Raw genomic sequence first — 11,896 nt, forward strand, 5'->3', positions numbered from 1 at the left:
AGGTAAGCCCTGATGTCCGAGTTCAGTTTTCTCGACCCGTTCCAAGTCGCCACCATCCCACTCGGCGATTGGGTGGAAAGCACCCTGAATTTTCTGGTGCACAACTTTCGCGATGTATTTCGCGCCATCCGCTGGCCGATTGATCAGGTACTTAACGGCGTTGAGTTCATTCTGCAGAGCATTCCACCGAGCATCGGCATCATCCTGTCTTCATTGCTCGGATGGCAACTCGCTGGCAAACGCATGGCGTTGCTGTGCTTTGTGACACTCACACTGCTGGGTTTGATCGGTGTCTGGTCCGAGTCGATGACGACCCTGGCGCTGGTACTGACCTCGGTGTTCTTTTGCGCGCTGCTGGGTATTCCACTGGGTATTCTCTGTGCCCGCAGCGACAACCTGGAAAAGGTCCTGCGGCCCATCCTCGATGCCATGCAGACACTGCCGGCGTTCGTTTACCTGGTGCCGGTCGTCATGCTGTTCGGCATCGGCAACGTGCCGGGCATCCTTGTGACGATTGTCTTCGCCCTCCCCCCTCTGGTGCGCCTGACGAACCTGGGCATCCGCCAGGTGCCGGAGGACAAGATAGAAGCGGCCCGCGCGTTTGGTTGCACACCGCGGCAGATGCTCACCCGTGTCCAGCTGCCACTGGCGACGCCAACCATCATGGCGGGACTCAACCAGACCCTGATGCTCTCGCTGTCGATGGTGGTCATCGCCTCGATGATCTCGGTGGGCGGCCTGGGACAGATGGTCCTGCGCGGCATCGGTCGCCTGGACATGGGCCTGGCCACGGTCGGCGGGACGGGCCTGGTACTGCTCGCCATCTTCCTTGACCGCCTGACCCAAGCCATGGGCGCGCGCACCGGCGCCGACCCGAGCCTGCGCTGGTATCACACCGGTCCCGTAGGTCTGCTGCTACGCCTGTTCGGCGCAAGACAGCCTGCGGGGCGGAGCAAGACCGCCTGAGTCCCACTTTCGATCTGCCGCACTTGAAGAAAAAACCCCAAAAAAGGTACGCGACAATGTCTGAATTCAAGCTCTCCCGCAGCATTCTCAATTGCGCTACAGCCCTCGCCATTGCGGCCATGTCCCTGTGCGCAAACGCCTCGGCGAACCAACCGGGCGACGGTGTGAAGGTCACCCCCATCTTCCCGTCCATCGCTGAAGAGCGCTTCCGTGGCGAAGTGGCCATGGAAGGGTTGCGAGAGCTGGGTTACAAGGTGCAGGAGCCCAAGGAGACCGAATACGGCGTCATGATGATGGCCTTGGGTAACGGTGATGCGGACTTTACCGTGCACTTGTGGGACAAGTTGCACAATAAATTCTTCCAGCAGGCCGGGGGTGATAAAGCCATGGTCAAGGCGGGCGACATCATGCCCGGTGTACTTCAAGGTTATCTGATCGACAAAAAGACCGCTGAAGCGCACAACATCAAGTACATCATTGACTTGAAGAAACCGGAAATCGCCAAGCTGTTCGACACCAACGGCGACGGCAAGGCAGACATGACGGGTTGTAATCCTGGCTGGGGCTGCGAGCTGATCATTGCCCATCACATGAAGGCCTATGACCTGGAAAAAACGGTCACGGTCAACCAGGGCTCCTATTTCGCGCTGATGGCTGACACCATTACCCGTTATAAGGAAGGACAGCCGATTCTCTACTTCACCTGGGTCCCACAGTGGATCGCCACCGTTCTGGTCGAAGACAGGGATGTGGTCTGGCTGGAAGTACCGAAAACCGACCTGCCTGATGGCAACAATAACGTTGACACGATGTACAAGGGCAAGAATCTCGGCTTTGCAGTGGATAAGGTCGAGGCCGTGTTGAATAAAGATTTCGCCGACAAAAATCCGGCAGCCTTGAAGTTCCTTTCGGTGATGCAGATTACTACGGCTGACGAAAGTGCCCAGAACCTGAAGATGCAACAGGGCGAGAAAAAGCCTGCGGATATTCGCCGTCACGCCAAGGAGTGGGTAGCCGCCCATCGGCAGCAGTTTGATACCTGGTTACAAACTGCTCGCGCCGCAGCGACACAAGCCAGCAATTGATACGAACAAGAGGCGGGGCGAATTGATGACTGCCCCCGCCTTTTAATGGCGCTCGGTTCTAAGCAACATTTAGTTTATGAAATCCAATTGAAAGCTTCCGTTTCGATTACTGATAACGGAGGGTTATCTTTTTTCTTGATTTCATGTTGCTGGATATCAAGCATCATCAGAATAAATTTAATGCCTTACCCTATCGCTCATTGAAACTGCAACGTCTTGACCGTTACGCCCGTTAAATACTCAGTCGCCGTGAAATTGCCAAGCAAGCTTTTGCAAGACAGGCGTCGGATTGGTTGAATGAACAGGATCTTGAAATGTTGAAAGTCTCTTCGTTACCTGCCGATGATCAGTCTTGCGGGTGGTATCACTTGAGCAGGGGGCGCCAGGTCAAGCCCGCCCATCAAGGTCACGACAGCGCACGTTGGGTGATTGTCGGTGCCGGTTTTACAGGGCTCGCCGCCGCCCGGCAGCTCGCGACTCATTTCCCCGACGATCACATTGTGTTGATCGACGCTCAGGAGATCGGCTTTGGCACTTCCGGTCGCAATGCCGGATTCGCTATCGACTTGCCGCATGACATCGCCGCAGAAGATTACATCGGTGATATCGCCACTGCCAAAACAACCTTGAAACTGAATTTGAGCGGCCTGAGCTATCTAAAAGAATTGGTTGAACGCCACAACATCAATTGCCAGATGAAGCATTGCGGCAAATATCAGGCGGCCGTTGAACCGCGGGGCATCGCCGTTCTGGAGGCCTACCGTCGCGGACTCGATAAGCTCGATCAACCCTACCAGATGATCGAGGCTGGCGAACTACCCGAACATATCGGCACGCATTTCTACCGCAAGGCCTTATTTACGCCAGGGACTTCCTTGCTTCAGCCGTCGGCGCTGGTCAAAGGTCTGGCCGACAGCCTTCCCGGCAACGTGACACTCTACGAAAACACCGCGATCACGCATGTCGAGTACGGCACCAGGACGGTGCTCAAGCACGCCGGGGGCTCAATCACCGCCGACAAACTGATCCTGACCAATAATGCCTTTGGCATGAGTTTCGGTTTCCTGAAGGGGCGAATGCTACCGGTGTTCACCTATGCCAGCCTGACCCGTCCCATGACCGAGCAAGAGCAAGCTCGCCTGGGCGGCCGGCCTTATTGGGGGGTGATTCCCGCGGACCCATTCGGCACCACGGTACGTCGCACTCCGGACAACCGCCTGTTGATCCGTAACAGTTTCAGCTTCAACCCCGACGGCCGCAGCGATACAAAATATCTGAAACGCTTTGTCGCCAGGCATCAAGCCTCTTTCGAGCAACGCTTTCCCATGTTGCCCGCGATGAACTTCGAATATACCTGGGGCGGTGCACTGGCTCTTTCGCGTAACCATATGGGTTATTTCGGCGAACTTTCACCCCATGTCTATGGGGCTCTTTGCTGCAATGGCCTGGGTGTTACCCGCGGGACGGCGACCGGAAAACTCCTGGCGGATTGGCTGGCCGGCGAACACTCCGAACTTATTGATTTTGTCTTGAAATCACCCGGCCCCAGCCCTAATCCACCCGGCCCGCTGATTTCAGCGGGCGTCAATATAAGTTTGCGCTGGGGGCAATACCGCGCCGGTAAAGAAAGTTGACCCGCCCCGACACACTTGAAGAAGTTCAGGTCCGTTCGCTCGATTCTCGGCAAGCGGCCTCCCTTGGTTGAACAGTGACATTAACTGGAGCGATATCAATGAAGTTTGAAGGCATTTACACACCGGCCGTTACGCCCCTGACCTCAGACGGCAGTATCGATAAGACAGCCTTCGCCGAAGTCCTGGAGTATCTGGTCGACGCCAAGGTACACGGCATCATTATCGGCGGCTCGACCGGCGAATATTATGCCCACACCGCCCAGGAGCGTTTCGACCTGGCTGCCCAGGCCAAGGACGTGCTGCGCGGTCGCCTGCCGCTGATCGTGGGGACCGGCGCCATCCGCACCGAAGACTCGGTCGCCTACGCCGAAGCGGCGAAGGCGATCAAGGCCGATGCGCTGCTGGTGGGTTCACCGCCCTATGCACTGCCAACGCAAAAGGAAATCGCGCTGCACGTCAAGGCAGTGGACCGCGCCGCCAATCTCCCCATCATGCTTTACAACTATCCAGGCCGCATGAGCGTGAGCATGGGCACGGAGTTCTTTGATGAGGTCCGTGATGTGAAGAACATCGTCGCCATCAAGGAAAGCTCCGGCGACATGGCGCAGATGCACCGTCTGGCCTGCAAGTATCCGCACATCGCTCTGTCTTGCGGCTGGGACGACCAGGCCCTGGAGTTTTTCGCCTGGGGCGCCCGCAGTTGGGTGTGTGCCGGTTCCAACTTCATTCCCCGTGAACACGTCGCGCTGTACGAGGCCTGCGTGGTCGAGAAGAACTTCGACAAAGGTCGCCGAATCATGGCGGCGATGATGCCGCTGATGGATTTCCTGGAAGGTGGAAAATTTGTCCAGTCCATCAAGTACGGCTGTGAACTGAACGGCTTGAGCACCGGTGGCCTGCGTGCCCCCCTGCATGGCCTGGACCTTGATGAGAAACAGGCGCTGCAAAGTGTCGTCACCGAGCTCAAGCGCAACATCGCGCAAATCACTGGAGGTGCATGAGATGGCTGATTTACTGACCAAGGAACAGTACGCGGCCATCGCCGCCAAGTTGCAGTTTCCTACCCAGGCCTTCATCAACGGCGAGTTCCGCGATGCGCTCTCCGGAAACACCTTCATCACGACGAACCCTGCCACGGGTGAACAGCTTGCAGAGGTAGCGGCTTGCGATACCCGTGACGTCGACGTTGCCGTGGCTGCCGCCAAGCAGGCGTTCGAGGATGGCCGCTGGCACAAACTGTCTCCCGGCGCACGCAAGCAGGTGCTCCTGCGTTTCGCCCAGTTGCTGGAAGACAATGCCCATGAGCTCGCGGTGCTGGAAAGCCTGGACAGTGGCAAGCCGGTCAGCGAATGCCAGAACGTCGATGTGCCCGACACCATCCATACCTTGCGCTGGCATGCCGAGTTGATCGACAAGGTGTACGACAGTACCGCGCCGACCGGCCACGGTGCCGTAACCATGGTGGTGCGCGAAGCAATCGGCGTGGTCGGCCTGGTCCTGCCTTGGAACTTCCCGCTGTTGATGCTGGCCTGGAAGATTGGTCCGTCCCTGGCCGCCGGCTGTTCCATCGTGGTCAAGCCCGCCAAGGAAACCACCCTGACCGCGCTGCGTGTCGCCGAGCTGGCCCATGAGGCTGGTATTCCGGCCGGTGTATTCAACATTACCCCTGGCGGTGGTCGCGAGGCTGGCGAGGCAATCGGCCGGCACATGGATGTGGCGATGGTCAGCTTCACCGGTTCTACCGACACAGGCCGGTTGTTCCTAAAGTACGCGTCCGAGTCGAACCTCAAGCGCGTGGTGCTGGAACTGGGGGGCAAGAACCCCGCCGTGGTGATGAATGACTGCGAAGACCTCGATCAGGTTGCCCAGTATGTGACCGCCGGCGCTTTCTGGAACATGGGCGAGAACTGCTCGGCGTCTTCGCGGCTGATCGTCCATGAAGAGGTCAAGGAAGAGTTGCTGCAACTGATCGGCAAGCACCTGCGCGATTGGAAAATGGGCGACCCCCTGGATCCGCAAAATCGCCTCGGGGCCATGATCAGCAAAACGCATTTCGAGAAGGTGCGTTCGTATCTGGAATATGCGGCCGAGCAGAAACTCGATGTGCTGCAAGGTGGCGAGACCGAGTCCGGTGTGTACGTGCAGCCGACGATCATCAACGGTGTTGAACGGGAAAGTCGCCTGTTCATCGAGGAGATCTTCGGCCCGGTCCTGAGCGTCACCAGCTTCAGCACGATCGACGAAGCCATTGCGCTGGCCAACGACACGGTCTACGGCCTGGCGGCATCTGCCTATACCGGTAGCCTGCGTAACGCTTTGCGGCTGTCGCGGGAAATTCGGGCGGGCGTGGTCACGGTCAACTGTTTCGGTGAAGGCGACGCCTCCACGCCGTTCGGCGGCTACAAGGAGTCCGGTTTTGGTGGCCGCGACAAATCCGTCTGGGCACACGATCAGTACACCGAGTTGAAAACCATCTGGATCGATGCTTCGTAAGCTGATCGAGATCGCGATTTTGTGGCGACTGTACTGGCCTCATCGCGAGCAAGCTCGCTCCCACAGGTTCGTGTGTACGCCCGAGGAATGTGGGAGCGAGCTTGCTCGCGAAGAGGCCGGCACAGCTGAATACCTCTAGCAGACTGAACACTGGACCCCCTCATGCCTCCTTCACCTTTTTCGATTCCAGCCAATGCCCGGCGCATCGACCCGGCGAGGCAGCGTGCAGTTGCACTGAAAAAAGACGGCTCCGTCGATGACAACAACCGCGTCGAGATAGGCCCTACGCCGCTGGCGTTTGCGGAGTGGGAGCGGCTGGACCTGGAGCCGCCCCATTTGCCCACCCTGCGCAAGTACCGATTACAACGGATTGTCGATCAACTGGTCGCCCTTGACCTGGGTGGCATCCTGTTATTCGATCCGCTGAATATCCGCTACGCGACCGATACCACCAACATGCAACTGTGGACGACTCATAACCCCGCACGGGCATGCTTCGTCGCCGCCAGTGGGCATGTGGTTTTGTGGGACTTCCATGGCTGTGATCACTTATCCGCCCACTTGCCGCTGGTGACGGAGCTACGCAGCGGGGCATCTTTTTTCTTTTTCGAGACCGGTGAACACACTGATCGACACGCCAGGCATTTCGCCGCGCAAATCGACGATTTGCTGCGCCAACACGCCGGAGTCAACCGACGGCTTGCGGTCGATCGAATAGAAGTCGCCGGCGTACGTGCCCTGGATGCCCTGGCAATCGAGATTTGCAGCGGCCAGGAAGTGACCGAATTCGCGCGCATGATCAAGGGCCCGGATGAAATCAAGGCGATGCGCTGTGCGGTGGCTTCATGCGAAGCGTCGGTGGCCGAAATGCACCAGGCAATGCGCGCCGGCGTGACCGAAAACGATGTCTGGGCCGCGCTGCATTCCGGCAATATCCGCCGCGGTGGCGAATGGATCGAGACGCGCATCCTCAGTTCCGGACCTCGCACCAACCCCTGGTTCCAGGAGTCCGGCCCACGCGTGTTGAGCGACGGCGATCTGCTGTCATTCGACACGGATCTGATCGGCACCTACGGCGTGTGCGTGGACATGTCCCGCAGCTGGATCTGCGGGGGCCTAGAGCCCACGCCCGAACAGAAGCGCCTGTACCGGATCGCCCATGACCATATCGTCCATAACACCGAGTTGATCAAGCCAGGCGTACGCTTCACCGAGCTGACCGCCAAGGCGCACCGGTTGCCCGAACCGTGCCGGGCTCAACGGTATGGCGTGCTTTATCACGGCGTCGGGCTGTGTGACGAGTACCCGAGCATTCGTTATCCGGAGGACCTGGAGTCCTACGGATACGAGGGCGAACTGCAGCCGGGCATGGCCCTCTGCGTCGAGGCGTATGTCGGTGAGGTGGGCGGACAGGATGGCATCAAGCTGGAGAACCAATTGCTGGTGACCGAGGCCGGTTATGAGTTACTCACCCACTACCCTTTCGATGACAGTTTCCTGCGGGATACGAAGCACAACTCATGAACGCGATGATCGAGCCCCAGAAAACATCGAGCGTGGGCTTCCTGTTGCTCGATAACTTCTCCCTGACCTGTTTCACCCAATGCCTGGACGTGCTCGTCACCGCCAATCTGATTCAGCCAGGGTCGATAAGAATCCATACTTTCAGTCGCAACGACTCTGAAGTGATCAGCGACCTGGCAATCCCCATCAGGCCAGACACACCGTTGACCGATATCAGGATCGCGGCGCTGGACTTGATGATTGTCTGCGGCGGCCTGCGCACGCCGAGGGTACTCCCCCACGGGTTGGTAACGCTGCTGACCAAACTGGCGAACCTGCCCATTGCGCTCGGCGGCTTATGGAACGGCGCCTGGTACCTGGGCAAGGCTGGGCTGCTGGACGGTTACCGATGCGCTATTCATGCCGAACAACGAATGGCCTTGTCGGAGTGTTCACCGAAGACCACGGTGACGCTGGATACAGTGGTGTTCGACAGGGACCGATTCACCGCGTCCAACCCTGCCGGCGCCTTTCAGATCATGATGAAATGGCTGTACGCGGCCCTCGACCCGAAACTCGCGGACGCGGTGTTTGACCTGTTGGACCATGAGTCTCGGTTTCGTACCTCGGCCAAGGTCCTGGACCGCAAGGTCAGTGCGTGCCTGCGGGAAGTCATTGCATTGATGGAATGCAACCTTGAAGAACCTTTGAGCCTGGACTTGCTCGCTGAATGCGTTCAGCTGTCCAAGCGCCAGATCCAGCGCCTGTTTCGCAGGCAGATCAATATGTCTCCGCAACGCTACTATCTGGAACTACGGCTGACCGAGGCACGGCGCCTGCTACAGAACTCCAGGCTGAGCGTCACGGATGTCGCCATTGCCTGCGGGTTTGTCTCTACCCCTCACTTCAGCAAGTGCTATAGCACGCTCTTTGGCTGTCCTCCTTCGAAGGAAAGTCGCTACGAGATATAGCGCCTGCTGACGAGAAGGCAGGTCTCCCGATGTCAGGCCTCGATGGGCTTCAGGTGGGTATAGCTGGCAACAAAACGACGGTACTTATGTTGACCACAGGTGTAAGGCGCATATTTGGCCGGGTTGCCAGCGCTGACACAGGTCGCAACGGTCTCTACTGTCGCGTCGAAGTCCAGGTCAATGAAGAATGGGAAGGAGTACCGTTCGACACCACTGGTATTGATGACCCGGTGCATGGTCGAGGTGTAGCGATCATTCGTCAGGGTTTGGACCAGGTCCCCGATGTTGACGATGAACGTATCCTCCAGCGGAGGAGCGCTTACCCATTCACCCGCACGATTGCGCACTTGCAAGCCGCCGACCCGGTCCTGGAACAGGATCGTCAGGACACCATAGTCCGTGTGCGCTCCGATCCCTATTTCCTTCTGAGACACTTCGCCACTTTGCGAGGGGTAGCGCAGCAAGCGCTGGATGGTGATCGGTTTGCGTTGCAACTTTTCAAAGTAATCCGCTGGCAGATCGAGGCTCAACGCAATGGCGCTGATAAGCTTGCGTGCGAGCGCCAGCATTGCATTGTGGTAGGCCTCGCAAACATCGGAAAACGCGGCAGGCTCAGCCGGCATCAGGTTGGCTCCGAAGAAAGGCGACACTTCGTCACAGTGCGCGCCGTAGTCAAAGCACTCTTTGAAATCACGGGTATTTTCCGGATCGACGTTCTCCGCGTACATGGGGATATAGCCGCGGAGCGTAGGGCCCGAATTAACCACATTGAGTTTATTCTTTTCGTCAAAAGGCCTGGCGAAAAAGCCTTTCGCTTGAACATGCATGGCATCGGTCAGGGCTCTGGGCACACCGTGGTTGCCAACGTAGAAAAACCCGACCTCTTCGCAAACCACACCTATTTCGCGTGCGACTTTCCGGGGATCACTACCATCGACCAGAGCGGCAATATCTATGAGCGGAATTTCTTCGAAAGTTGTTTGTTTGCTATTCAGCCTGGCGTCGGTCATCTGATTCATCGATCGGTCCTCAACAGAACACTTTGAATAATGGCGGGAAGCCAAGTACCCGTGGAGCGCAACTCCTCTTGGTACTTGCGCTTAAGTCATTGTCGAGAACCGGACAGTTACAGACAAACCATATTTCTTTTTGCACTCATGACAAATAATCATTGGTCAAACCAAACAATGCCACTCATTGAACCCTAAGAGCGCAACAACGGAAACGGAGTGTCTTTAAAGTTGTCAGGCAGTAGCAGCGCTTACAGACTATTTATCCTTGAAAACAATAAATCCGGTGCCCTGACGAAGGGCACCGGACGGCAACAAAACCATCGAGGGACAGCGGTGATTACGGGGCTGGCGTAGCAGAAGCAGTCTGGCTGCCGAACATCGCTTCGAAGCGCGGTTTGTTCGCCGCGTAGTACTCGGCAACCACCTTGTCCGCAGTGCTTTCGCGGGCATCCGCCATCAACTTCTCAAGGTCCGCTTTCGGGATCTTGAAGTTGGCGAAGAAGCGCGCCACGTCCGGATGTTCGGCGCTGAAACCTTTGCGGGCAATCGCGTGGATCTGCTCGGCGCCACCGAATATCTGCTTTGGATCATCCAGGTAACGCAGCGGCCATTTGGCGAACATCCAGTGGGGGCTCCAGGCGTTGACCAACGACCACTTGTCTCGTTTGATGTTGCGATCCAGTTCACTCAGCATGCCGGACTCTGAAGACGCAACCATCTTGTAGCCGTCGAGCTTGTATTCCTTGATGGCTTTTTCCGTCAGCTTGTACTGACCATTGCCCACTTCCGAGGTGAGAATCTTGCCGCCGAGCTTCTCCCGCACTTCGGGTTTGTTGAGGTCTTCGACACTGGCAATTTCACTGGTAGGAATCGAGGTGGGCACCGCCATGCCGATCCGGCCTTCATACAGTACGCCGAGGTCTTCGAGCTTGTCCTTGTACTTGTCATAGAAGGACTTGTGGGTGCTCGGCAGCCAGACCATCGGAATCAAATCGATATTGCCGTTGGCCAGTGCCTGGAACTGGATGCCGATGTCGGCCAGTACCAGCTTGACCGGTTGCTTGAGATGATCCTGCAACGCGGTATTCGCCAGCTTCACGGCGATTTCCGTATCCGACCAGTTCACCCAGCCGATACGAATGGGCGCGGGTTCCTCGGCTTGAGCGATCAGGCTGCCGCAGGCCAATGCAAGGCCGGCAAACCAGCCGATAAAAGTTTTACGGGGTAACGTCATCATGTGCATCTCCGCAGACTGTATTAATAGTTATTGGCAGGGCAGCAGAAGCATTCATTTCCCATCGCGACCGCGCACGGCCATGGGCAAGTTCTAATTATGAAATCACGGCTATTGGGTGTGGCTTACCCTCCTCCGCCCGTTGGCGGGCTGATTCTTTCAAGGTTGTCGATAAACCCGTGGCGAGGGAGCTTGCTCCCGCTGGGTCGCGCAGCGGCCCCAGGTTTTGCGGCTGCTGCGCAGCCGAGCGGGAGCAAGCTCCCTCGCCACGGGATCGTCGTTTTACGTCTTGAATTCACAATGCCCTTTCGAGTGCAGGCAACGCCTCGAACAAATCCGCCACCAACAGATAATCCGCCACTTGGGCAATCGGTGCCTCGGCGTCCTGGTTGATCGCGACGATGACCTTTGAACCGCTCATGCCCGCCAGATGTTGAATGGCGCCACTGATGCCTGCGGCAATATAAAGCTCCGGCGCGACGATCTTGCCCGTCTGCCCGACCTGCAGATCGTTGGGCGCGAACCCCGAATCAACAGCAGCGCGGGAGGCACCCACGGCACCGCCGAGCTTGTCCGCCACTCGCTCGATCAGGGCGAAGTTCTCTTTGCTCTGCATCCCGCGGCCACCGGAAACGACGACGCGGGCGCTCGACAGGTCGGGCCGTTCGCTGGCCGTCAGTTGTTCGCTCACCAGACGCACGTTGCTGGCGCTTTGTCCGCCGCCCACTGCAACCACTTCGCAGGGTTTGTCATGGGATAACGAATCGCCTCTTCCACCGCGATCTCGCAGAACGGATTCAAGGCCATTTTCACGCCGTTGAGCTCAACGTCTGAACCGTCAGCCTTCACCCGGACTTTCACATTCGGGTCGATGGCGCGCTTTACCGCAACGAGCACTTTCATGGTCTTTGCACAGCCCCCTTGCACTTGGATCGATGCCGGATGACTGGCGCGCACGCGCCGGATCACCCCTGTTTCGACTGGATGGTAATCCTGG

Annotated in this window: 9 protein-coding genes and 2 pseudogenes; 7 read left to right on the forward strand and 4 right to left on the reverse strand. The window is 57.8% G+C overall.

Annotated features, from left to right (window positions below):
* The first annotated feature begins 12 nt into the window (after nt 1-12).
* From proW to J3P89_RS17950, 7 genes are all read left to right on the forward strand, one after another.
* Nucleotides 13-966: a glycine betaine/L-proline ABC transporter permease ProW gene (proW, locus tag J3P89_RS17920; protein WP_434569048.1), complete on the forward strand. Its 954-nt coding sequence runs from the start codon at nt 13-15 to the stop codon at nt 964-966.
* 56 nt (nt 967-1,022) lie between these two features.
* Nucleotides 1,023-2,051: a glycine betaine/L-proline ABC transporter substrate-binding protein ProX gene (proX, locus tag J3P89_RS17925; RefSeq protein WP_434698027.1), complete on the forward strand. Its 1,029-nt coding sequence runs from the start codon at nt 1,023-1,025 to the stop codon at nt 2,049-2,051.
* A gap of 314 nt (nt 2,052-2,365) precedes the next feature.
* The gene (locus tag J3P89_RS17930; RefSeq protein WP_434695108.1) at nt 2,366-3,685 is read left to right on the forward strand and encodes an NAD(P)/FAD-dependent oxidoreductase; all 1,320 of its coding nucleotides are present in this window, start codon (nt 2,366-2,368) and stop codon (nt 3,683-3,685) included.
* A gap of 98 nt (nt 3,686-3,783) precedes the next feature.
* Complete coding sequence (locus tag J3P89_RS17935; RefSeq protein ID WP_413795124.1) at nt 3,784-4,686, forward strand: dihydrodipicolinate synthase family protein; 903 nt, start codon at nt 3,784-3,786, stop codon at nt 4,684-4,686.
* 1 nt (nt 4,687) lies between these two features.
* Nucleotides 4,688-6,178, forward strand: a complete 1,491-nt coding sequence (locus J3P89_RS17940) for an aldehyde dehydrogenase (protein WP_434695109.1) — start codon at nt 4,688-4,690, stop codon at nt 6,176-6,178.
* 162 nt (nt 6,179-6,340) lie between these two features.
* Nucleotides 6,341-7,702, forward strand: a complete 1,362-nt coding sequence (gene dddP, locus J3P89_RS17945) for a dimethylsulfonioproprionate lyase DddP (RefSeq protein ID WP_434695110.1) — start codon at nt 6,341-6,343, stop codon at nt 7,700-7,702.
* A complete protein-coding gene (locus J3P89_RS17950; RefSeq protein ID WP_434695111.1) occupies nt 7,699-8,652 on the forward strand; it encodes a GlxA family transcriptional regulator in 954 nt (317 codons plus the stop codon). Before dddP ends, J3P89_RS17950 begins: the two co-directional genes overlap by 4 nt.
* A gap of 32 nt (nt 8,653-8,684) precedes the next feature.
* Here the strand turns inward: J3P89_RS17950 and J3P89_RS17955 are convergent, their stop codons facing one another.
* The 4 genes and pseudogenes from J3P89_RS17955 to J3P89_RS17970 form a co-directional block, all read right to left on the reverse strand.
* A complete protein-coding gene (locus tag J3P89_RS17955) occupies nt 8,685-9,671 on the reverse strand; it encodes an isopenicillin N synthase family dioxygenase (protein ID WP_434695112.1) in 987 nt (328 codons plus the stop codon).
* A gap of 331 nt (nt 9,672-10,002) precedes the next feature.
* Nucleotides 10,003-10,902 (reverse strand): glycine betaine ABC transporter substrate-binding protein, encoded by a 900-nt coding sequence (locus J3P89_RS17960; protein WP_434569055.1) that lies wholly within the window; start codon nt 10,900-10,902, stop codon nt 10,003-10,005.
* Nucleotides 10,903-11,194: 292 nt separating this feature from the next.
* Nucleotides 11,195-11,635, reverse strand: a pseudogene (locus tag J3P89_RS17965) (electron transfer flavoprotein subunit alpha/FixB family protein); the annotation flags it as partial.
* A gap of 23 nt (nt 11,636-11,658) precedes the next feature.
* Nucleotides 11,659-11,802, reverse strand: a pseudogene (locus J3P89_RS17970) (electron transfer flavoprotein subunit beta/FixA family protein); the annotation flags it as partial.
* Nucleotides 11,803-11,896 lie beyond the last annotated feature (94 nt).

Origin of the sequence: Pseudomonas sp. Z1-14 (genome assembly GCF_051132005.1) — a bacterium.
GTDB lineage: Bacteria > Pseudomonadota > Gammaproteobacteria > Pseudomonadales > Pseudomonadaceae > Aquipseudomonas.

What these genes read in the sequence shown, in the direction of transcription:
- proW (WP_434569048.1), top strand. Translation starts at nt 13, where the DNA reads ATGTCCGAGTTCAGTTTTCTCGACCCGTTCCAAGTCGCCACCATCCCA.
- proX (WP_434698027.1), top strand. Translation starts at nt 1,023, where the DNA reads ATGTCTGAATTCAAGCTCTCCCGCAGCATTCTCAATTGCGCTACAGCC.
- J3P89_RS17930 (WP_434695108.1), top strand. Translation starts at nt 2,366, where the DNA reads ATGTTGAAAGTCTCTTCGTTACCTGCCGATGATCAGTCTTGCGGGTGG.
- J3P89_RS17935 (WP_413795124.1), top strand. Translation starts at nt 3,784, where the DNA reads ATGAAGTTTGAAGGCATTTACACACCGGCCGTTACGCCCCTGACCTCA.
- J3P89_RS17940 (WP_434695109.1), top strand. Translation starts at nt 4,688, where the DNA reads ATGGCTGATTTACTGACCAAGGAACAGTACGCGGCCATCGCCGCCAAG.
- dddP (WP_434695110.1), top strand. Translation starts at nt 6,341, where the DNA reads ATGCCTCCTTCACCTTTTTCGATTCCAGCCAATGCCCGGCGCATCGAC.
- J3P89_RS17950 (WP_434695111.1), top strand. Translation starts at nt 7,699, where the DNA reads ATGAACGCGATGATCGAGCCCCAGAAAACATCGAGCGTGGGCTTCCTG.
- J3P89_RS17955 (WP_434695112.1), bottom strand. Translation starts at nt 9,671, where the DNA reads ATGAATCAGATGACCGACGCCAGGCTGAATAGCAAACAAACAACTTTC.
- J3P89_RS17960 (WP_434569055.1), bottom strand. Translation starts at nt 10,902, where the DNA reads ATGATGACGTTACCCCGTAAAACTTTTATCGGCTGGTTTGCCGGCCTT.